We start from the raw sequence: 21,148 nt of genomic DNA, 5'->3' as shown, positions 1-21,148 counted from the left end.
AGGGCGAGGGAGGCGACGGTGGCGCAGGGTGCCAAACGGACGACCGCGCAGGTCGTCGGGGTGGTGGTGCTCGCGGCGGCGGTCACCGCGTTCCTCGCCGTCGCGGCCGTACGACACGGCTTCTTCGATCTGAAGGTCTACTACGGCGCGTTGACCTGGTGGGTGCACGACGGCGGGGAGATCTACGACTACCTCAAGCCGAACACCCAGTACGGCTTCACGTACCCGCCGTTCGCCGCACTGGTCATGCTGCCGATGGCGTACCTGCCGTGGACGGCCGCGATCGTGGTGAGCGTGCTCGCCAGCGTGGTCACCACGACGGTGCTGATCTGGTGGCTGGTCGACCCGATCGCCCGCCGCGCCGGTTGGACCCGGTGGTTCGCGCTCGCGGTGGCGCTCTGCCTGGCCGCCGCGTTCGAACCGATGCGTGAGACGGTCAACTTCGGCCAGGTCAACACACTGCTGCTCTTCCTGGTGGCGGTGGACCTGCTGCGGCTGCTGCCGACCGGCAACCGGTGGGCCGGGGTGGGCATCGGGCTCGCGGCCGCGATCAAACTGACCCCTGGTGTCTTCATCGTCTATCTGTTGGTGACCGGTCGTTGGCGGGCGGCTCTCACCGCCTCCGGCACCGCCGCCGGGGTGTCGCTGCTGGCGGGTGCGCTCTTCCCCGACGCGTCCCGGGAGTTCTGGACCGAGTCGCTGTGGAACACCGGTCGGGTGGGTGAGCTGGCCTTCGTCTCCAACCAGTCGCTGCGCGGGGTGGTCGCCCGGCTCGACCCGCAGCACCCGAGCACAGTGCTCTGGCTGCTGCTGGCGCTCGGCACCCTGGCGCTCTGGGCCTGGCGGTCCCGGGCCGCCGTCGCGGTCGGCGACGAGGCGACCGGCCTGGCGCTGACCGGCGCGGTGATGTGCCTGGTCAGCCCGGTCACCTGGGTGCACCACCTGGTGTGGCTGCTGCCCGCGCTGATCCTGCTCGTCGACAACGCGATGGCCGCGCCGGCCGGCCGCCGACGGCGGGTCCTGCTGGTCGCCGCGATCATCGGGTACGCGCTGCTGATCAGCCGCACCGTGTGGTTCTGGGAGAAGGACTTCACCGGGTTGGACGGCTTCGTGGGCAGCAACGCCTACGTGTGGATCAGTCTGGCGCTGCTGGCCTTCCTGCCGATCCGCCGCTGGCTGGCCCCGGACGGGTCAGCTGTCGAGGCGTCCGGCGTACCGCAGCTCGACCAGCCCGACCGGCGGGACCCCGCCGGCCAGCGGCACCTGGTAGGTCGACCGCTCACCGTCCGGTGACAGGCCGGCGCGCTCGCAGAACCGGCGGGCTCGCCGGTTGTCCGCCAGCACCCACGCCCGGTAGCCGGACCAGCCCTGCTCGCTGAGACCGGCCCGGGCGGCGGCCAGCAGCGCGGCGGCGGTCCCGTCACCCCAGCAGGCCGGCTCCACGTAGATCGCCACCACCTCGCCGACCGTCGGGTCCAGGTCGTCCCGGTCCTGGTTGCGGCGGTACGGCCCGAAGGTGGTGAAGCCGACGACCAACCCGTCCACCTCGCCGAGGAGGGTGGTGAACGGGTGCTCGGGGTCGGCGGTGCCGACGTCGCGTCGGCGTTGCGCCCAGGCGGCCACGTTCAGCCGCCGAAGCACCTCGTCGGGCATGAAGCCGGCGTAGCCCGCCTGCCAGCCGTGTACGTGCACCCGGGCGACAGCGTCGGCGTCGTCCGGCTCCTCCCGGCGGATGGTCAGCATTGCACCGTTCTATGCCCCGTTGGTCGTCACGTCCAGCTTCCCGCACCGACGTCGTACCGATGAATTAGGGTCGCCGACGATGACCGCACCGGAATCACTCTCGCTGGCCCAGGCCCGCCGCGTGGCTCTCGCCGCCCAGGGCTTCGCCGACCCGGCGCCGACCGGCGCGCCCAGCCGTCGGCACCTGCGGCGGGTGCTGGGGCGGGTCGGGCTGATCCAGATGGACTCGGTCAACGTGCTGCAACGTGCGCACTACCTGCCGCTCTACAGTCGGCTCGGGCCCTACCCGACCGCGTTGCTCGACCAGGCCGCCTACCGCGGCCCGCGCGAGTTGTTCGAATACTGGGGCCACGAGGCGTCGCTGGTCCCAGTGGAGTTGCACCCGATGCTGCGTTGGCGGATGGCCCGCGCGCACAGCGAATCCTGGGGTGGCATGCGGCGGATCGCCGAGGAGCAGCCGGAGCTGGTCGCCTGGGTTCGTGACGAGGTGGCAGCCCGAGGGCCGTTGACGGCCGCCGAGATCGAGCACGACGCGCCCCGGGAGACCGGCAACTGGGGGTGGAACTGGTCGGCGGTGAAGCGTGCGTTGGAGTTCCTCTTCTGGGCCGGCGAGGTGGTCGCCGCGGAGCGCACCACCTCCTTCGCCCGCCGCTACGACCTGCCCGAGCGGGTGCTGCCCGCAGCGGTGCTGGCCGCGCCCACCCCGACCGACGCCGAGGCGTACCGCACGCTGGTGGCCCTCGCCGCGCGGTCGCTCGGGGTGGCCGCCGAGCCGGAGCTGCGCGACTACTTCCGACTGCCGCTGGCCGGTGCCCGACAGGCCGTCGCAGAGCTGGCCGAGGCCGGTGAGCTGGTGCCGGTCACCGTGCCAGGCTGGCGTCAGCCGGCCTGGCTGCACTCGTCCGCCCGCCTGCCCCGTTGGATCCGGGGCAACACGCTGGTCAGCCCGTTCGACCCGCTGATCTGGGAACGGGCCCGCACCGAGCGGCTGTTCGACTTCACCTACCGGATCGAGATCTACGTTCCGGCGCCGCAGCGGGTCTACGGCTACTACGTGCTGCCGTTCCTGCAGGGCGACCGGTTCACCGCAAGGGTCGACCTGAAGGCCGACCGCAAGGCGGGGGGGCTGCTGGTGCCGGCCGCCTGGGTCGAGCCCGGCGTCGATCCGGGGGAGACCGCCGTGGCGCTCGCCGCCGAGCTGTACCGGCTCGCCGGCTGGCTCGGCCTGGACGCGGTGGCCCCGCCCGTGGCCGGCGACCTCGCCGGCCCGTTGACCGCCGCACTGGCCGGCGTGTCCGGTGTACCGTGAGCGCGTGACGAGCCCTTCCGGACCGGTCCACGAGCCGCAACCCGCCCCCGGGGCTGTGCACACGGTGCCGGCCGACACCACCGCCGCGGGCCCGACCGGCGCGGTTTCGGCTGATGCGGGCCCGGCCGGTTGGCCGCCGCCCCCGCCGGGTGGCTACCCGGCCCCTGAGCCGGACCGGCTCACCCGGTTCGTGCTGCGGCTCTACGAGCGCTCGCCGCGTTGGGTCGTGCCGCTGGCCGCGGTCGGCTGTGTCGGCATCGGGATGGGCTACGCGTTGCTCAGCAATCCGACCCACGCCGCCCCGGACGCCGCACCCACCTGTCTGCTCAAGTTGACCACCGGGCTGGACTGCCCGGGCTGTGGCGGCACCCGCGCGCTCTGGTACGTGCTGCACGCCGACCTGCCGGCCGCCGCCCGGCACCACTTCCTGTTCGTCTTCGCGCTGCCGTTCCTGGCGTACCTCTTCGTGGCCTGGGCGGGAAACCAGGCGTTCGGTTGGCGGCTGCCCGAGCTGCGGATCAGCTCGAAGGTCATCGGTGGGTTCCTGGGCGTGTGGCTGGCGTTCTCGGTGCTGCGCAACCTGCCCTGGGCGCCGTTCACCTCGCTCTACGTCTGAGCGCGCCGCCGTCCGACGTCTGCCGCTCCGCGAATGCGGCGCTCGACCGGCAGGCGCTGGTCTGGCGTCCTGTGGAGCTGAACCGTTCACGACATCACGTGCCGCCTCCTCCGCCGTCATTCCATGATCGACTCGTTTTCAGGAGACCGGGCGATCCACTCGCGGCGGTTTCAGGCGGCGGGCGCCCCGCATTCGCGCCCTCGGCGCGCGTTGCACGGCGCACGCGGCCCCAAGATCGTGCTCGATCCTTGATGTAGTGGTCTCGGCCGCGCCGGATACCACTACATCCACGATCTTGCGCGATCTTGCGCATGGAAGCGGCTGACAGACCACCTGGGCGCTCGGGCGGCGCCCGTCGGCTCGGGCGGCCCATCTGCGGGGCTGATGTCGTAAACGGTTCAGCTCCAAAGGACGCCGATGGAACCGTCCGCCCCGGCCTCGACGACGATGCGCGGACCCGGCCCACACCTCGGACGTCGGAGGCCCCACCGCTGCCCGAGTGATCGAGATTGCACGGGGCGCGCCTGAGTTGGGCCGGGGGCTGCCGCGCCACTACAGTCCCAGGAATGCCGGAGATGGTGCAGCCCCAGGTCAAGTTGATCGCGTGGACCCAGTTCGCGGCCCCGGACGATGTGCCGTGGTCGACCGACGCCGAGGGTGGTCAGGCGCTCGCCGAGTTCGCCGGACGGGCCTGCTACCAGTCCTGGAAGAAGCCGAACCCGGCCACCGCCACGAACGCCGGCTACCTGGCGCACATCCTGGAGGTCGGGCATCTTTCGGTGCTGGAGCACGGGTCGGTCACCTTCTACTTCACCGGGGTGTCGCGCTCCTTCACCCACGAGCTGATCCGGCACCGGCACTTCTCGTACTCCCAGTTGTCCCAGCGGTACGTTCCCGAGCGCGACGCGGCCATGGTCGAGCCGGCGGTCATCGCCGACGACCCGGAGCTGCACAAGAAGTTCACCGAGGCCGCCGAGGCGAGCGTCCGGGCGTACACCGAGTTGTTGGAGGGCCTGGAACAGCGCTTCTCCGACGAGCCGAACCCGACGCTGCGCCGCAAGCAGGCCCGGCAGGCGGCTCGGGCGGTGCTGCCCAACGCCACCGAGACGCGGATCGTGGTCACCGGCAACTACCGGGCGTGGCGGCACTTCGTGGCGATGCGGGCCACCGAGCACGCCGACGTGGAGATCCGTGAGCTGGCCGTCGAGTGCCTGCGCCAGTTGCAGGGTGTCGCCCCCAACGTGTTCGCCGACTTCGTGATCTCCACGCTGCCGGACGGCACCGAGGTGGCGGCCAGCCCGCACGAGGCGTCCTGAGCCCTTCCCCGGCGGGCCCCGGCTGGTCGTCCGCTAGGTTGGGGGGTATGACGCACGACCACCTCGATGCCGCGGCCCGACCGGCGTCCCGCCCCTTCGGCCGGCTGATCACAGCCATGGTGACCCCGTTCACCCCCGACGGTTCCCTCGACCTCGACGGCGTCGCCCAGCTGGCGAGCCACCTGGTTGACGAGCAGGGCAACGACGCGCTGGTGGTCAACGGCACCACCGGTGAGTCGCCGACCACCACCGACGCGGAGAAGGAACAGCTGATCCGGGCCGTGGTGGAGGCTGTCGGTGACCGCGCCAAGGTGGTGGCGGGCGTCGGCACCAACGACACCCGGCACACCATCGAGCTGGCCGCAGCCGCCGAGAAGGCGGGTGCGCACGGCCTGCTGGTGGTCACCCCGTACTACAACAAGCCGCCGCAGGCGGGGTTGGTCCGGCACTTCACGGCCGTCGCCGACGCCACCGGCCTGCCGGTGATGCTGTACGACATCCCGCACCGTTCCGGTGTGCCGATCGAGACCGAGACGTTGGTCCGGCTCGCCGAGCACGGCCGGATCGTCGCGGTCAAGGACGCCAAGGGCGACCTGACCGCCACCAGCTGGGTGACCAGCCGGAGCGCCCTCGCGTTCTACAGTGGCGAGGACGCCCTCACCTTGCCGGCGCTGGCCGTCGGTTCGGTGGGCGTGGTCGGCACCTCCACGCACTTCACCGGGGCGCTGACCGCACAACTGATCGATGCGTACGACGCGGGGGACATGCCGACCGCGCTGGCGCTGCACCGGCGGCTGCTGCCGCTGTTCACCGGCATCTTCCGCACCCAGGGCACGATCCTGGTGAAGGCGGGCCTGGCAGCGCTGGACCTGCCGGCCGGCCCGGTGCGACCCCCGCTGGTGGACGCCACCAACGACGAGATCGCCCAGCTGCGCGCGGACTTCGCGGCAGCGGGCCTGGAGCTGCCCGAATGATCAAACGACACGACGGACGCCGAGTGACGGCGTCGCAGATTGAGGTGGACGCGTGACCGAGGCGCACATCGAGGCGGAGCTACCCCCGCCACTGCCGGAAGGCGGCCTGCGGATCATTCCGCTCGGCGGGCTCGGCGCCATCGGTCGGAACATGACCGTCTTCGAGTACGACGGCAAGTTGCTGATCGTCGACTGCGGGGTCCTGTTCCCCGACGTCGAACAGCCGGGTGTGGACCTGATCCTGCCCGACTTCGGCCCGATCCTGGACCGGCTGGCCGACGTCCAGGCGATCGTGCTGACGCACGGCCACGAGGACCACATCGGCGCGGTGCCCTACCTGCTCGCCCACAAGCCCGATATCCCGCTGGTCGGCTCCCAGTTCACCCTCGCCCTGGTCGAGGCGAAGCTGGCCGAGCGGCGGATCCAGCCGTACACGCTGACCGTTCGGGAGGGCGGCCGCGAGCGGCTCGGCCCGTTCGAGTGTGAGTTCTTCGCTGTCAACCACTCGATCCCGGACGCCCTCGCGGTGGCCATCCGCACCCCCGCCGGCCTGGTGCTGCACACCGGCGACTTCAAGATGGACCAGCTTCCACTGGACGGCCGGATCACCGACCTGGCCGGCTTCGCCCGGCTCGGGGCGGAGGGTGTGGACCTGCTGCTCTCCGACTCCACCAACGCGGAGATCCCCGGCTTCGTCACCCCGGAGCGGGAGATCGGGCCGGTGCTCGACTCGATCTTCGCGAAGGCCAAGGGCCGCATCATCGTGGCCTCGTTCGCCTCGCACGTGCACCGGGTGCAGCAGGTCTTCGACTCCGCCGCGGAGCACGGCCGCAAGGTCGCGCTGATCGGCCGGTCCATGGTGCGCAACATGGGCATCGCCCGGGACCTCGGCCTGCTCAACATCCCGGCCGGGCTGGTCATCAGCATCGACGAGGCGACCACGCTGCCGCCGGACCAGATCGTGCTGATGTCCACCGGTTCCCAGGGTGAGCCGATGAGCGCGCTGGGCCGGATGGCCAGCGGCGACCACCGGCACATCACCATCGCCCCCGGCGACACCGTCGTGCTGGCCTCCTCGCTGGTGCCCGGCAACGAGACCTCGGTCTACCGGGTGATCAACCGGCTCGCCCGGGCCGGTGCGGTGGTCGTGCACAAGGACGTCGCGAAGGTACACGTCTCCGGGCACGCCCCCGCCGGGGAACTGCTCTACCTGCTCAACGTGGTCCGGCCGAGCAACCTGATGCCCGTCCACGGCGAGTGGCGTCACCTGCGTGCCCACGCCCGGCTCGGCATCGAGTCCGGGGTCGCCGCCGACCGGGTGGTGATCTGCGAGGACGGCGACGTGGTCGACCTGGTCGAGGGCCGCGCCACCCTGGTCGGGCACGTGAAGAGCCGGTACGTCTACGTGGACGGCCTCGCCGTCGGTGACGTCAGCGAGTCGTTGCTCACCGAACGGCGGATCCTTGGTGACGGCGGCTTCATCGCCACCACCGTCGTCGTGGACTCGGTCACCGGCAAGGTGGTCGCCGGTCCGACGCTGTCCGCGAAGGGCTTCTCCGAGGACCCGGATGCGTTCAACCCGGTGGTCCCGCTGGTCACCGAGGCGCTCAACCGGGCTGCTGCGGACGGCATCACCGACCCGCACCAGCTCCAGCAGATCGTCCGGCGGACGGTGGGGCGGTGGGTCAACGACAAGTACCGTCGTCGCCCGATGATCGTGCCGACAGTGGTCGAGGTCTGACAGATGTGAGCGGGCCGGCCGCCGACATCCCCCGTGGATGTCGGTGACCGGCCCGCAGTCTGGTGCGGGCGCTTCGACTCAGCCCCGCGACAACCGGCGGCGCAGCACGAGCAGCCCGGCCCCGAGGGCCAGCATCACCGCGCCGACGAGGGCGTACGTGCTGCCGGAGACGCCGGTTCGAGGCAGTTGCGCCGCGTCCGGGGTGGACGAGGTCACGGTGGCGGTCGGGCTCGCGGTGGCGGTCGGGCTCGGCGTGACCGTCGGACCGGCGGGCGGCGGCGTGGTGGCGTCACCGGCACCCGATCCGCCCGAACCGTTCAGGCGTAGCGTCAGCGCGGTGTCCTTGTTCGTGTAGCGGTTGGTGGGGGCGAGCGACACCTGCACGGTCTTCGTGCCCCCGGTGACCGTCAGTCGTACGTCGAAGCTGTCGGTGACGCCGTCGCCGAGCACGTTCGGCCGCAGGATCTCGCAGCCGACGCCGACCATCCGGCCGCGGTCCGCGCACGTCGGCGAGGCCACCCGCACCCCCGCCGGGGTGGTGACGGTGAACGAGTAACCGCCGATGTCGAAGGTGCCGGTATTGGTGACCTTCACCCGCACCGTCGTCGTCCCGTTGACGACCGGGTCGGCGGTGGCCCGCAACCGCAACGAGGTGCGGTCCGGCCAGTTGATCCTGAAGTCGGAGAACTCGTCGGTGACCCCGGCGGCGTCCCGGCCGGCGACGGCGCCCCACGCCTGCACCCCGAAGACCGGCTCCGGAGCCGACGAGCCGACTGTCAGCCGGTACACCCGCTCAGCCCCGGCCGGCAGTTCCGCACCGCCGCAGAGCCAGGTACGCGGCGTGCCCCGGACCATCCGGCAGTCCTCGCCCAGGAGCAGGTCGGCGTCGACCGGGAGGCGCAGCACGAAGAAGCCATTCGCGGCGGTGCTGCCGGGGTTCCTGACAGTGACCTCCAGCGGGCCGGAGGGCGACCACGGGTCCCCGCCGAGGAAGACGATGTCGCCCCGAGCGGTGATCGTGGGTGCGGCTTCCGCACTCGGCGTGGCGATGGCGGGCGCGGCGAGGGCCGGCGCGGCGAGGGCGGGTACGAAGAGCAGTGCGGCGGCGAGGAGACCGGAGCTGAGCAGGCGGTTCATAACGACTCCCGGGGGTTTCGCGGTCGGTGATGGCCGTAGCACATCTACGCGGCGCGTCCGGTTGCGTGCTGTCGGATGTCGCACAGCCGCGCCCCGGCCTGCAACCAACTGCCCCGTCCGCGACTCAGGGGAGCGCGGCGACCGCCTCGGCATAGGCGACGCCGGTGGCGATGGCGGCGTCTACCAGCACGGTGAGCTGCGCCGGAGCGACCCCGTGGGTGAGGTCGGTGGCCACGTCACCGGCCAGCACCAACTCCTCACCGAGGTCGTGCGCGTACGCCTTGGGCAGCAGCCGGTCGTGGTTCCACGCGTTGCAGAAGGCGTACGCCTCGGCGCGGCGGGTCGCCGGCAGCCGCCGGGCGGCCATGGACCGGGCGTGCAGGACCTCGCCACGTTCGCCGGCCCGCCGGAACTGGATCACCACGGAACCCCACCGGCCGACCACAGTGTCGCCCGACTCCACCAGGTACTGGTCGCCGCGCTCGTCCAGCACCCCGATGATCATGTCGAGGGTCAGCGCCATCAGCTCGTCGGGCCGGGTCTCCTCGTCGGACCCGCCGGTGTCCGGCTCGTCGTACCCGCCCGGCTCGTCGTCGGGAGGCAGCGGGACCGGTGCCGCGAGCGGGCGCTCGGCGAGCCAGGCGGCCATCCGGCCGGAGTGGTGACCGGTGCCGTTGCGGGCGTCGAAGCTGCCGGCCAGGTCACTGGCCACCCCGACCAGCAGGGCGCCGAGTGTGGACACGTCCGGCTCGGTGGCGGGTCGTTCGCCGTACGCCCGGCGGGGCATGGTCCGTCGACCCAGACCGGCCTCCTCGGCCAGCGCGCAGACCAGTGCGCCAGCGGCGGCGAACTCCATCGCGGCGAGGTCGTCGGTGGGCCGGTCCAACCGGGGCAACTGCTCGGTCAGGATGGTCAGCCCGCGTTCCAGGTGCCCGCCGAGCGCACAGAACCGTAGGTGCGCGGCGAGGTGGGGGAACGCGGCACGTTCGCGCCGATGGCGGCGGTACGCCCGCACGTGTGCCGCCGCGGCCTGCTCCGGCTCACCCCCGTGCAGCGCGGGCAGCAGGACGGCGACCAGGTCCCGTTCGGGTTGGTCGGTGCAGGCCGCCGGGTCACCGTCGGAATCCCGTAGCTCGTCGAGCGCGGCTCGCCACTCGCCCCAGCCGGTCAGCAGCTCCGCGCGTCGGGCGGAGGCGCAGCCCGGGCAGCCGCCGGACGGACCGGGCCGTTTGCCGGACCACCGCTCGTACCAGTGGCGGGCGGTGGGCTCGTCGCCCAGGTGGTCGGCGATTCGGCAGTGCAGTTCCGCGACGGTAGGCGTGTCCGGACCGTCCACACCGACCCGGTGGGCGAGGTCGTGCAGCAGGGACCGGGTCTGGTCCAACCCGACCCGGGGGGTGCCGAGCACCGCCTCGACCGCGTACCGCTGGTAGCGCAGCAACAGCCCGGTCTCGACGTCGGTGAGCAGCCCGGGCCGGTGGTCGGCCGCGGCCCGGCACCGTCGGACCGGCTCGACCAGCCGCCACCGCTCCCCGTCGAGCAGGTACGCCTCGATCAGCGCGAACCGGGCGTCCACACCGGAGCGGACGTCCCCGGCGGCGTCGGCCCGCTCGGCGAGCCGTTCCAGGGCCACCTGCCGGGGTGGACCGTCGGGCAGGTCCCGGGCGTCGGCGAGCGCGGCCTCCAACGCCGGTAGACGACCTGGCGCGGGGCGGTCGTCCGCACCGGTGGGCGGCGTGCCGGTGCGGTTGCCGGTGAACTCGTCCCGGCCGGTCACGACGGCACCGCACCGGGCAGTCGGCGGACCGCCACGGCGAGCTGGCAGCCGGTGGTGATGCCACAGTCGAGCAGGTGGTCGAGCTGGTGCGGCGTCACCCCGCGTTCCAGGTCGGTGATCACCTCGCCGTAGACGCGGGCCCGACCGTCGTCGTCGACGTGCGTGAACGCCTTGGGCCACAGCCGGTCGTGGTTCCACGAGTTGCAGAAGGCGTACAGGGCGGGCACCTGCTCGATCCCGAACGTGGTGGTGACCATGGTGCGGACCTGGAGCAGCTCCCCGTCATCGCCGAGCAGGAGGAACCAGATCAGGTTGTCGTCGAAGCGGCCCACCAACTCGCCGTCCGCGCTCAGGCCGACGGACCGGCCGCGGGCGGCGAGCACCGCGGCGACCAGTTCGCCGCTCAGTGGACGCAGCGCACCAGGGTGCCCGGCCAGCGGATCGTCCGGATCGCTCGCGATTTCCGGCGACGCCATGAGGGCATCCCTTCTGAGTCGGATATCACGACCGGCGGTGGGGCCCGTGTTGCGACGCGCGGACACGACCCGGAAAAGCGGGGATCTGCCCGGCCTCACCGTTACCGTGACTCTATGGCGGGCCGTACCTCTCAGGCGAGCCGGCGACGCGGCGCGTCGCCGCGCGGTGGCACCAACAGTCGTGCCCGTCAACCGGCCAAGAAGACCCGGGCGCCGGTCCGGCGTCGTACCACGCCGGCCCGGCCCGGCCCGGCCGTCTACGTGGGCCGCGCGGTCGGCGCACTGTGGATGGGTCTCGCACACGGCATGGGTTGGGCGGTTCGGGCCGCCGGTCGACAGGCCGCCTCGGCCCGTGACCTCGACCCGGAGCACCGCCGCGACGGCGCCGGGCTGCTGCTGTTCGGTCTCGCCCTGCTCTCCGCCGTGGCGCTCTGGTTCTCCGGAGCCGGCCCGGTGGGCGCACGGTTGGCCGACTCGATCCGGCTGTTCCTGGGCGCGATCTCGGTGGTCGTGCCGGTGCTGCTGATGATCGGCGCGTGGCGGCTGATGCGTCAGCCGGCCGACCCGGAGCACCGGGGTCGCGGGCTGATCGGGTGGGGTTCGCTGCTGGTGTCGACCGCCGCGCTGCTCCAGATCGGTCAGGACCCGGTGGACACCGTGCAGCGGGACTACGCCGGAGGCCTGGTCGGCGCCGGTGTGGGCGGGTTGCTGGAACGGGCGGTCACCGCCTGGGTCGCCGTACCGCTGCTGGTCCTGCTGTTGCTCTTCGGCCTGCTCGTGGTCACCGCGACGCCGATCAACAAGATCCCGGAGCGGCTGGGTCTGCTCGCCGGAGGGCTGGTCGCATCCCCGGAGGCCGCCGAGGAGGCCGACGAGGAGGCGGCGCGGCCCGCGCGCAGGCGGCCGGCCAAGCGGATGCCCCCGCCGATCGACCCGGACGACTTCGAGGACCTGGACGGCGCGGACCTCCAGGAGACCATGGTGCTGCCGCGCAAGTCGCCGGCGAAGGTGCCGGCGAGCCGCAAGCCGCCGGTCGAGCCGCCGGAGCACTCGCCCGCGCCGACCCGCGCCGAGCAGCTCGCGTTGACCGGGCTGGCCGGGGACTACACCCTGCCGCCGGCCAACATGCTCAGCGCCGGCGCCGCCGCGAAGACCCGCAGCAAGGCCAACGACGAGGTGATCGCCGCGCTGACCGGCGTGTTCGACCAGTTCGACGTGGACGCCGCCGTCACCGGCTTCACCCGGGGCCCGACCGTCACCCGCTACGAGGTGGAGTTGGGTCACGGCGTCAAGGTCGAACGCATCACGCAGCTGTCCCGCAACATCGCGTACGCGGTGAAGTCGCCGGACGTGCGGATCCTCAGCCCGATCCCGGGCAAGAGCGCCGTCGGCGTGGAGATCCCGAACACCGACCCGGAGAACGTCGCCCTCGGTGACGTGCTGCGCTCCCGGGCGGCGACCAGCGACCACCACCCGATGGTGGTGGCGCTCGGCAAGGACATCGAGGGCGGCTACGTGGTGGCCAACCTCGCCAAGATGCCGCACATCCTCATCGCCGGCGCCACCGGCGCGGGCAAGTCGAGCTGCCTCAACACCCTGCTGGTGTCGATCCTCACCCGAGCCACCCCGGACGAGGTGCGGCTGCTGCTGATCGACCCGAAGCGTGTCGAGATGACCGGCTACGAGGGGATCCCACACCTGGTCACCCCGATCGTGACCAACGCGAAGAAGGCAGCCGACTCGCTGGACTGGGTGGTCCGCGAGATGGACATGCGCTACGACGACCTCGCCGCCAACGGGGTCCGGCACATCGACGACTTCAACCGGAAGGTCCGCAACGGCGAGATCAAGGCTCCGCCGGGCAGCGAACGGGAGATGCGCCCGTACCCGTACCTGCTGGTGATCGTGGACGAGCTGGCCGACCTGATGATGGTGGCCCCGCGCGACGTGGAGGACTCGGTCGTCCGGATCACCCAGCTGGCCCGGGCCGCCGGCATCCACCTGGTCCTGGCCACCCAGCGCCCCTCGGTCGACGTGGTGACCGGTCTGATCAAGGCGAACGTGCCGTCCCGGTTGGCGTTCGCCACCTCCTCGCTCGCGGACTCGCGGGTCATCCTCGACCAGCCGGGCGCGGAGAAGCTGCTCGGCCGTGGTGACGGGCTCTTCCTGCCGATGGGGGCCTCGAAGCCGGTCCGCATCCAGGGCGCCTGGGTCACCGAGCGCGAGATCGCCGACGTGGTGAAGTTCTGCAAGGACCAGCGCGAGCCGGAGTTCCGCAAGGACGTGCTGGCACCGGCACAGGACAACAAGAAGAAGATCGACGAGGACATCGGCGACGACCTCGACCTGCTGGTGCAGGCGGTGGAGCTGGTGGTCACCTCGCAGTTCGGCTCGACCTCGATGCTTCAGCGCAAGCTGCGGGTCGGTTTCGCGAAGGCCGGCCGCCTGATGGACCTGATGGAGACCCGCGGCGTGGTCGGGCCGTCCGAGGGGTCGAAGGCACGGGACGTGCTGGTCAAGCCGGACGAGCTCGACGAGGTGCTGGTCGGTCTACGCGGCGACGGGGACTGATCGGGAATCGACCCCACACGTACGACGGGCCCGCCGGTATCCGGCGGGCCCGTGACGTGGGAGGGCGATCAATTGCTGATCAGCGCGGCGAAGACCACCAGACCGAGGATCGCGGCGACGACGCTGGCCGCGGCGGCGTACCAGCCCAGCGGCTTGTCGCCGAGCACCGCGCCGACGACGCCCGCGATGACGCCGAGCACGCCGAAGATGATCGGGTTGAGCAGCAGGGCGAGGACTGCGAAGACGAAGCCCACGATGGTGAGGATGCGGGCGGCGTTGCTGCGGGGGCGGGCGGTGCTCGGCATGTCGGTCATGTCGTCCTCCAAATGAGAGCCTGTCGTGACGGATCGATCACTACCCACTGTGGGTGTTCGCCACGCATGCCGACGGCGTGCCTCAGTGGAAGATCTTCAGACCGATCACGCCCGCGACCACCAACACGAGGCAGAGGATCCGGGGCAGACTCGCCGACTCGCCGAGCGCCAGCATCCCGACCAGGGCGGTGCCGACCGCGCCGATGCCGACCCAGACCGCGTAGCCGGTGCCGACCGGGATCTCCCGGAGCGCGTACGCCAGCCCGGCCATGCTCAGGACCAGGGTCACCACGAAGATCGCGGACGGAACCAACCGGCTGAGGCCGGCGCTGCGGTCCAGGGCGACCGCCCAGGCCGTCTCCAGCATCCCCGAGATCACGAGTACGAGCCAGGCCATCGTTCACCTCACGGTAGGCGCCCGGGGCTGCCGCGCCGGGACGAGTCGAGTCTGCATCTCACGCGGGGCGTCTTGGCCTGACCGGGTACGCCCACCACTCGTCCGGAGCGGCCACGAGCATCCGGGGCCACCGCTGCCGACGCTAGCACCGGCGTCCGGGGCGGGGTGGTGACGACCACCACCACCCGTTGACCTGCACCTGACTTCAACTTGCAGGATGGCAACCATGACCCTGCTCTACGCCGACCCCGAGGTCGCCGCCGCGCTGGACGCCGCCACCACGGTCGACGCCATGCGCGCCGCCCTCCTGGCCGCGTACGAGGGACGTCTGATCGCCCCGCCCCGGACCGCCGCCGCGCTGGACGGCGGCCGGATGGTGCTCACCGCCGGGCACCTGGTCGGCGAGTGGTACGGCTTCCGCTCGTACGACACCTTCGGCCACCCGGAGGGGGAGCAGTTGGTGGTGCTGCACGACGGCCGAACCGGGGCGGTCCGGGCGGTGGCGGTGGGCGAGGAGCTGGGTTCCCGTCGTACCGGGGGGTTGGGAGGTGTCGCGATCGACGCGCTGGCCCGCCCGGACGCGGCCAGCCTCGGGGTGATCGGCTCCGGCCGGCAGGCCTGGACACAGGTGTGGGCCGCCGCCGCGGTCCGCCCGTTGCGGGAGGTGGTCGTGCACAGCCGCTCCGCCGCCCGGCGAGACGCCTTCGCCGCCCGGGTCCGCGCCGAGCTGGGTGTGTCAGCCCGCGCGGTGACCACCCCGGGATCAGCCGTGGCCGGGCGGGACGTCGTGGTGCTCGCGACCACCAGCCCGACCCCGGTGCTCCGCGCCGCCGACCTCAGCCCCGGCACGCACGTCAACGCGGTCGGCTTCAAGCAGCTCGACCGCAGCGAGTTCGGCACCGACCTGCTGGACGTCGCGGACCTGCTGGTCACCGACTCGCCGACCCAGGCGGCGGACTACCAGCCGCCGATGCTCGCGGCCACGCCCCCGTACGCCGGGCGGTTGGGTGACCTGGGCGGCATCCTGGCCGGCGTGGCCCCCGGCCGGACCACCGCGGACCAGATCTCCGTCTTCTGCTCCACCGGCCTGGCCGGGACCGAGGTCTTCCTGCTCGACGCGCTGACCCGGGTGGGCGCCACAGCACGCTGACGGCCGACCGACACCGCTGGAGGCGACCGGCAGACCTGCCCAGTGACTGAGCACACCGAAGTGGGTTGAGGCCCGGCCGCCCGCGTGCGTGGGCCACCCCGGCTGGCCCGGTACCCTCGGATGGTGTCTGCCACCGCTCCTTCTCCTTCCGACAACGCCGAGGGCCGCCGCGTCGCCCTGCTGACCCTCGGCTGTGCCCGCAACGAGGTCGACTCGGAGGAGCTGGCCGCCCGGCTGCACGCCGACGGCTGGCAGGTGAGCACCGACGGCGAGGGCGCCGACGTGGTGGTCGTCAACACCTGCGGTTTCGTGGAGAAGGCCAAGCAGGATTCCATCCAGACCCTGCTCGCCGCCGCCGGCACCGGCGCCAAGGTCGTCGCGGCCGGCTGCATGGCCGAGCGGTACGGCCGGGAGCTCGCCGACAGCCTGCCCGAGGCCCAGGCGGTGTTGAGCTTCGACGACTACCCGGACATCGCCGCCCGGCTGAACGCTGTCGTCGCCGGTGAGCAGGTCACCGCACACACCCCCCGGGACCGGCGTGAGCTGCTGCCGTTGACCCCGGTGAAGCGGCGCGACAGCGCGGTGTCGCTGCCCGGGCACGGCACCGTCACCCGCACCGCTGTCGACACCGACGAGCACACCCCGGCGCACCTGCGGCAGGTGCTGCGCCGCCGGCTGGACACCGGCCCGGTGGCCTCGCTGAAGCTCGCCAGCGGCTGCGACCGCCGGTGCGCCTTCTGTGCCATCCCGGCCTTCCGTGGGGCGTTCGTGTCGCGTACGCCGGACGAGCTGCTCGCCGAGGCGGAGTGGCTGGCCAAGACCGGCGTACGCGAGCTGGTGCTGGTCAGCGAGAACTCCACCTCGTACGGCAAGGACCTGGGTGACCCCCGCGCGCTGGAGAAGCTGCTGCCGCAGCTCGCCGCGGTGAGTGGCATCGTCCGGGTGCGGGCGAGTTACCTCCAGCCGGCCGAGACCCGCCCCGGGCTGGTCGAGGCGATCGCCAACACCCCGGGTGTGGCCGCGTACTTCGACCTGTCGTTCCAGCACTCCAGCGAGCCGGTGCTGCGCCGGATGCGGCGTTTCGGCTCCACCGACCGGTTCCTGGAGCTGTTGGCGGGTGCGCGTGCGCTGGCCCCGGACGCGGGTGCCCGGAGCAACTTCATCGTCGGCTTCCCCGGCGAGACCCGCGCCGACGTCGACGAGCTGGTGCGGTTCCTGACCGAGGCGCGGCTCGACGCGATCGGCATGTTCGACTACAGCGACGAGGACGGCACCGAGGCCGCCGGGCTGCCCGGCAAGGTCTCCGCCGCGACGATCAAGCGGCGGTACGACCGGCTCAGCGCGCTCGCCGACGAGCTGTGCTCGCAGCGGGCCGAGGACCGGCTCGGCTCGACCGTCGAGGTGCTCGTCGACTCGATCACGGACGGCGTGGTGGAGGGGCGGGCGGCGCACCAGGCGCCGGAGGTCGACGGCTCGACCACCCTGGTCGCGCCGGCCGACGGCGGGGTCGACCTGGCCGCGCTGCGTCCCGGTGATCTGGTGCGCGCAACGGTGACCGGCACCGAAGGGGTGGACCTGCTGGCCGTGCCGGATGAGATGATCTCGGCGGCGCCCGGCGCGGCACGGTGACGGCGGGCCCGAGCGGAGCGGGGGAGCCACGTGGTGCGGTGCCGGGAACGCCGCGGCAGCCCGAGCGGAGTGCCGCGGTGACCGGGGCGACGGAGTCGACGCCCGGCCCGGCGGTGGCGGCCGTGGTGCCCGTCCTCAACGCGGCCAACGCGCTGACCGCCCTGCGGCTGGTCCTCGTGCCGGTCTTCGCCGCCTCGGTGATCGTGTCCGGGATGACCCACGCGGGCTGGCGGATGGCGGCCTGCCTGATCTTCGCGGTGGCCTCGGCGACGGACCTGGTGGACGGCTGGATCGCCCGCCGCTTCGGGCTGGTCACCTCGGTCGGCAAGGTGGCCGATCCGATCGCCGACAAGGCGCTCACCGGAGCGGCCCTGGTGCTGCTCTCCTGGTACGACCAGCTGCCCTGGTGGGTGACCGCGGTGATCCTGGTCCGTGAGCTGGGCATCACGGGGCTGCGGTTCTGGGTGATCCGGCACGGCGTGATCGCCGCCAGCCGAGGCGGCAAGGTCAAGACGGCGCTCCAGATCCTCGCCATCGCCTGGTACCTCTGGCCGATGCCGGCCGCCCTCGCCGCCGTCGGCCCGTGGATCATGGCCGCCGCCGTCCTGGTCACTGTCGCCACCGGCTTCGACTACATAGCCCAGGCCCTCCGCCTCCGCCGCCCTCGCTGACCCCCGCCCCCCGTGCTCTCCGGGCCGGGCGTCCCACCCCGCCCTCTTCATTGATCATGAAGTTGTTGCCATCCGCGGCGGCGTGTCGTGGCGACAACTTCATGATCGACGCGATCGGGGCGGCAGGGTTGGGGGCCGTTGGGTGGGGAAGGACGGATTCATGCAGCGCGAGGCGAGTGGTTCGGGGCGGGCGGGGGATGGTGCGGTGGCGGACGAGGCCGCGGCGGGCAGCGCGGCGGCGGCTGTGGTGCACCGGCTGGCACAGCGGCGCGAGACCTTCGCGACTGTCGAATCGCTCACCGGCGGGTCGCTGGCCGCATCGATCGTCGACATCGCCGGGGTCAGCGGGATCTACCGGGGTGGCCTCGTGGTCTACGCCACCGAATTGAAGGGCACCCTGGCGGGCGTCCCCACCGACCTGCTGTCCGAGCGGGGCCCGGTGGACCCGGAGGTGGCGGCGGCCCTCGCCGAGGGCGGTCGCCAGCGCTGCGGCGCGGACTGGGGGGTGGCGACCACCGGTGTCGCCGGCCCCGAACCGCAGGACGGCAAGCCCGTCGGCCTGGTCTACGTCGCGGTCGCCGGCCCGAACGGTGGGGAGGTCCGCCAGCTCGACCTGGACGGCGGGCGGGACCACGTCCGAGCGGCGGCGGTGGTCGAGGCTCTGCGGCTACTCGCCGAGCGGATCCACAGCGCCGACGTCCAGGACCCCGACGCCCAGAATTCTGGCCCCGCGACCGATCACCCCGAGGCCCCAGAAGTCGACGGCCCGGAAGATGCCGCCGAGACCGCCGGGGGCACCCGGGGCAGGGCGGGGACGGCCGGTGCCGGCCACCGGTGAGCCCCGCGCCGACGAACCGACGGGCGGGGCGGGATGTCGCCCGGGCTCGCAACGGGTACGGTTGCGGGAAGGCTCCGACGTTCGGGGTCGGCGCGGTTCCACCGCGACCGGCTGCCAGCGGCGAGCGCGAGGTATCCCTCAGGGGGAGGTGCGATGATCCTGCTACGCCGGGTGATCGGTGACGCACTGCGAGCGCGCCGTCAGGGGCAGCAGCGCACGCTGCGTGAGGTCTCCACCGCCGCCAACGTCAGCCTCGGCTACCTCTCCGAGATCGAGCGGGGGCACAAGGAGCCGTCCAGCGAACTGCTCGCCGCGATCTGCGACGCCCTCGGCGCCCGCCTGTCCGAGCTGCTGCGCGAGGTGAGCGACACCGTCGCGCTCGCCGAGCAGATGCCGGGCGTGCTGGTCTCGATGCAGGAGGAGCCGGCCGACGGCGCAACGGCCGCCAAGAGCACCAGCCGGGGCGTTCGCCAGGTCACCTCCGATGGCAAGGTCGCCGTGTCGGTCCGTCAGGATTCGCCGCTCAAGGCCACGCTGCGCAGCGCGCGCGTACGCCCTACCGAGCGCGACCGGGACGTGGTCTGCGCCGCCTGACCCCATCCTTCCGGTTTGACCGTGGGCGGGTTGGCCCCAGCCGCGTAGGGTGGCCGGCAGGAGCTGCCGGTGCAGTCGACCAACGGTAAGGGTGCCTTCGCTGGCGTTCGACTGGGACGATGGAGACCGGCCGGTCGTGGTCGGCCTGGCCGACCCGACCGTGGTGGAGCGACGCGACTGAGGGGATACCGCGGAGATGGCGAACCCGTTCGTCAAGGGTTGGAACTATCTGATGGCGCTCTTCGGTGCCAAGATCGACGAGCACGCCGACCCCAAGGTGCAGATCCAGCAGGCCATCGAGGATGCCCAGCGGCAGCACCAGGCGCTGGTCCAGCAGGCCGCCGCGGTGATCGGCAACCAGCGTCAGCTGGAGATGAAGCTCTCCCGGCAGATGTCCGAGGTCGAGCGGCTGCAGGGCAACGCCCGACAGGCCCTGGTGCTGTCCGACCAGGCCCGGGCCAAGGGTGACGAGGCCGAGGCGACACGGTTCGAGCAGTCGGCGCAGACCCTGGCCACTCAGCTGGTCTCCGCCGAGCAGGCCACCGAGGACCTGAAGACCCTGCACGACCAGGCGTTGGGTGCCGCAGCCCAGGCCCGTCGGGCGGTCGAGAACAACTCGATGATCCTCCAGCAGAAGCTCGCCGAGCGCACCAAGCTGCTCAGCCAGCTGGAGCAGGCCAAGATGCAGGAGTCGGTGGCCCGTTCGCTGGAGTCGATGTCGTCGCTGACGGCGCCCACCAACACCCCGTCGCTGGACGAGGTGCGCGACCGCATCGAGCGGCGCTACGCCAACGCGATGGGTCGCGCCGAGCTGGCCGGCAACTCTGTCGAAGGCCGGATGTTGGAGATCCAGAAGGCCACCATCGATTCTGCGGGTTCCGCAAGACTGGAGCAGATCCGGTCCAGCATGGCGGGGGAGCAGCTCGGCGGCGCGTCGCAGCGACAGGCCGTGCCGCAGGCCGAGAAGGCCGGCCCGGCCAACGATCCGGCGGCCGCCGCCCGGCTGGACGAGCTGCGCGCCAGCATGGCTCGTGAGCGGGGCACCGGCGACCCGACCGCCGCCGGCTGATCGAGCGGACCGAGGGGGTCAGGGTGGCAGACGAGCGGACGCGATACTTCCGGAGGCTGGGTCGGCTGCGCCGGTCCGCCCGACGGTGGAGTGTGCTGGCCGGCGGGCTCGGCGGCGCCGCTGCGGTGCTGACCCCGTACGCCGGCCTCGGTCTGCCCGACGCGGCCTGGGCCGGCGCCGCGGGCAGTGCGGTAGCGCTCGCCGCTTGGCGTTGGATCGACGTGCGTGCCCTGGCCGCCCAGCCGGCACCCCCCGCGCTCGACCCGGCCGAGGCCGCGGCCCGGTCGCGGGCCCGGTTGGTCGCCGCCGTCGAGCGGCTGCCGGTCGGCCCTGGCGTCCTGGCCGAGGTCCGCCGGGTCCGCTCCCGGATCGCCCTGCGCGGCACCAGCGCGGGCGAGCAGTGGGCCCGCCTGGACCGGGCGGCCCTCACCCTGGCCGGGATGGCCCCCCGGCTCACCGGGCTGGCCGAGCCCGCGGTGCAGGAGGCCGCCGCCGCTGACGGTTCGTTGCGCGACCTGGCGTCGCGGGTGGCCAGTGTCGAACGAGCGCTGCGGCTGGCCCCGGCCGACGCGCGGGCACCGCTGGCCGAGGCGCACGCCGTGCTGACCGCCCAACTGGAGGGCGGGGTCGCCGCCTACGAACGGTTGGTGGTCGCCGCCGCCGGTTACCTGGCCGAGGATGCCCGCCCGGAGACCGCCCACCCGGCCGCCGACCGGCTCACCGAGGCGACCGACCTGCTGCACGGGGTTGCCGGCGCGCTCGCCGAGCTGCGCGCCGTCGGCACACCACTGCGCGCGCCCACCCGCTGAGCCGGGCCACGACCGGC

20 protein-coding genes and 1 riboswitch are annotated in these 21,148 nt (G+C 72.6%); of the genes, 14 read left to right on the top strand and 6 right to left on the bottom strand.

The window, feature by feature from the left end; all coding sequences use genetic code 11:
* The first annotated feature begins 18 nt into the window (after positions 1-18).
* Positions 19-1,293 carry a glycosyltransferase family 87 protein gene (locus FHU34_RS26800; RefSeq protein WP_145784991.1) on the top strand — a complete coding sequence of 425 codons (1,275 nt, stop codon included), beginning with the start codon at positions 19-21 and terminating at the stop codon, positions 1,291-1,293.
* On the opposite strand, the gene FHU34_RS26795 is transcribed toward FHU34_RS26800, so the two are convergent.
* The gene (locus tag FHU34_RS26795) at positions 1,192-1,743 is read right to left on the bottom strand and encodes a GNAT family N-acetyltransferase (RefSeq protein WP_145784990.1); all 552 of its coding nucleotides are present in this window, start codon (positions 1,741-1,743) and stop codon (positions 1,192-1,194) included. The genes FHU34_RS26800 and FHU34_RS26795 overlap by 102 nt on opposite strands.
* A 79-nt stretch (positions 1,744-1,822) precedes the next feature.
* On the opposite strand from FHU34_RS26795, the gene FHU34_RS26790 reads away from it, so the two are divergent.
* The 5 genes from FHU34_RS26790 to FHU34_RS26770 all read left to right on the top strand — a co-directional run bounded on the left by FHU34_RS26790 (position 1,823) and on the right by FHU34_RS26770 (position 7,699).
* On the top strand, positions 1,823-3,052 hold the full coding sequence (locus tag FHU34_RS26790) for a winged helix-turn-helix domain-containing protein (RefSeq protein WP_145784989.1): 1,230 nt from the start codon (positions 1,823-1,825) through the stop codon (positions 3,050-3,052).
* A gap of 55 nt (positions 3,053-3,107) precedes the next feature.
* Positions 3,108-3,668, top strand: a complete 561-nt coding sequence (locus FHU34_RS26785; RefSeq protein ID WP_425280587.1) for a DUF2752 domain-containing protein — start codon at positions 3,108-3,110, stop codon at positions 3,666-3,668.
* Between the two features lie 575 nt (positions 3,669-4,243).
* The gene (gene thyX / locus FHU34_RS26780) at positions 4,244-4,984 is read left to right on the top strand and encodes an FAD-dependent thymidylate synthase (RefSeq protein ID WP_145785820.1); all 741 of its coding nucleotides are present in this window, start codon (positions 4,244-4,246) and stop codon (positions 4,982-4,984) included.
* 47 nt (positions 4,985-5,031) lie between these two features.
* Positions 5,032-5,958, top strand: a complete 927-nt coding sequence (gene dapA / locus FHU34_RS26775) for a 4-hydroxy-tetrahydrodipicolinate synthase (RefSeq protein ID WP_145784988.1) — start codon at positions 5,032-5,034, stop codon at positions 5,956-5,958.
* A 52-nt stretch (positions 5,959-6,010) separates the two neighbouring features.
* The gene (locus tag FHU34_RS26770) at positions 6,011-7,699 is read left to right on the top strand and encodes a ribonuclease J (RefSeq protein ID WP_145784987.1); all 1,689 of its coding nucleotides are present in this window, start codon (positions 6,011-6,013) and stop codon (positions 7,697-7,699) included.
* Positions 7,700-7,777: 78 nt separating this feature from the next.
* Here FHU34_RS26770 and FHU34_RS26765 read toward each other — a convergent pair whose 3' ends face one another.
* The 3 genes from FHU34_RS26765 to FHU34_RS26755 form a co-directional block, all read right to left on the bottom strand.
* A complete protein-coding gene (locus FHU34_RS26765; RefSeq protein ID WP_167524911.1) occupies positions 7,778-8,836 on the bottom strand; it encodes an LPXTG cell wall anchor domain-containing protein in 1,059 nt (352 codons plus the stop codon).
* A 124-nt stretch (positions 8,837-8,960) separates the two neighbouring features.
* The gene (locus FHU34_RS26760) at positions 8,961-10,613 is read right to left on the bottom strand and encodes a type III secretion system chaperone family protein (protein WP_145784985.1); all 1,653 of its coding nucleotides are present in this window, start codon (positions 10,611-10,613) and stop codon (positions 8,961-8,963) included.
* Positions 10,610-11,089, bottom strand: a complete 480-nt coding sequence (locus tag FHU34_RS26755) for a type III secretion system chaperone family protein (RefSeq protein ID WP_145784984.1) — start codon at positions 11,087-11,089, stop codon at positions 10,610-10,612. Before FHU34_RS26755 ends, FHU34_RS26760 begins: the two co-directional genes overlap by 4 nt.
* A 114-nt stretch (positions 11,090-11,203) precedes the next feature.
* Between FHU34_RS26755 and FHU34_RS26750 the strand changes: the two genes are divergently transcribed.
* Complete coding sequence (locus tag FHU34_RS26750; protein ID WP_145784983.1) at positions 11,204-13,660, top strand: DNA translocase FtsK; 2,457 nt, start codon at positions 11,204-11,206, stop codon at positions 13,658-13,660.
* 68 nt (positions 13,661-13,728) lie between these two features.
* Here FHU34_RS26750 and FHU34_RS26745 read toward each other — a convergent pair whose 3' ends face one another.
* Together FHU34_RS26745 and FHU34_RS26740 are read right to left on the bottom strand one after the other, a co-directional pair.
* Positions 13,729-13,974: a hypothetical protein gene (locus FHU34_RS26745; RefSeq protein ID WP_145784982.1), complete on the bottom strand. Its 246-nt coding sequence runs from the start codon at positions 13,972-13,974 to the stop codon at positions 13,729-13,731.
* An 82-nt stretch (positions 13,975-14,056) separates the two neighbouring features.
* Positions 14,057-14,371 carry a DMT family transporter gene (locus FHU34_RS26740; protein ID WP_145784981.1) on the bottom strand — a complete coding sequence of 105 codons (315 nt, stop codon included), beginning with the start codon at positions 14,369-14,371 and terminating at the stop codon, positions 14,057-14,059.
* 61 nt (positions 14,372-14,432) lie between these two features.
* Positions 14,433-14,505, bottom strand: a riboswitch (guanidine-III (ykkC-III) riboswitch).
* A gap of 92 nt (positions 14,506-14,597) precedes the next feature.
* Between FHU34_RS26740 and FHU34_RS26735 the strand changes: the two genes are divergently transcribed.
* The 7 genes from FHU34_RS26735 to pspM all read left to right on the top strand — a co-directional run bounded on the left by FHU34_RS26735 (position 14,598) and on the right by pspM (position 21,131).
* The gene (locus tag FHU34_RS26735; RefSeq protein WP_145785819.1) at positions 14,598-15,521 is read left to right on the top strand and encodes an ornithine cyclodeaminase family protein; all 924 of its coding nucleotides are present in this window, start codon (positions 14,598-14,600) and stop codon (positions 15,519-15,521) included.
* A 120-nt stretch (positions 15,522-15,641) separates the two neighbouring features.
* The gene (gene rimO / locus FHU34_RS26730) at positions 15,642-17,150 is read left to right on the top strand and encodes a 30S ribosomal protein S12 methylthiotransferase RimO (RefSeq protein ID WP_145784980.1); all 1,509 of its coding nucleotides are present in this window, start codon (positions 15,642-15,644) and stop codon (positions 17,148-17,150) included.
* 77 nt (positions 17,151-17,227) lie between these two features.
* A complete protein-coding gene (gene pgsA / locus FHU34_RS26725) occupies positions 17,228-17,821 on the top strand; it encodes a CDP-diacylglycerol--glycerol-3-phosphate 3-phosphatidyltransferase (protein ID WP_145784979.1) in 594 nt (197 codons plus the stop codon).
* A gap of 160 nt (positions 17,822-17,981) precedes the next feature.
* A complete protein-coding gene (locus FHU34_RS26720) occupies positions 17,982-18,659 on the top strand; it encodes a CinA family protein (protein ID WP_145784978.1) in 678 nt (225 codons plus the stop codon).
* A gap of 153 nt (positions 18,660-18,812) precedes the next feature.
* Complete coding sequence (locus FHU34_RS26715) at positions 18,813-19,253, top strand: helix-turn-helix domain-containing protein (RefSeq protein ID WP_145784977.1); 441 nt, start codon at positions 18,813-18,815, stop codon at positions 19,251-19,253.
* 196 nt (positions 19,254-19,449) lie between these two features.
* Positions 19,450-20,322 carry a PspA/IM30 family protein gene (locus tag FHU34_RS26710; protein ID WP_145784976.1) on the top strand — a complete coding sequence of 291 codons (873 nt, stop codon included), beginning with the start codon at positions 19,450-19,452 and terminating at the stop codon, positions 20,320-20,322.
* 23 nt (positions 20,323-20,345) lie between these two features.
* Positions 20,346-21,131, top strand: coding sequence for a phage shock envelope stress response protein PspM (gene pspM, locus FHU34_RS26705; protein WP_145784975.1), 786 nt, complete (start codon positions 20,346-20,348; stop codon positions 21,129-21,131).
* The last annotated feature ends 17 nt before the right edge of the window (positions 21,132-21,148 follow it).

Source organism: Micromonospora taraxaci (assembly GCF_007830095.1).
Taxonomy (GTDB): Bacteria; Actinomycetota; Actinomycetes; order Mycobacteriales; family Micromonosporaceae; genus Micromonospora; species Micromonospora taraxaci.
The sequence above is the reverse complement of the archived record's forward strand: the minus strand, read 5'-3'. Positions and strand labels throughout refer to the sequence as shown.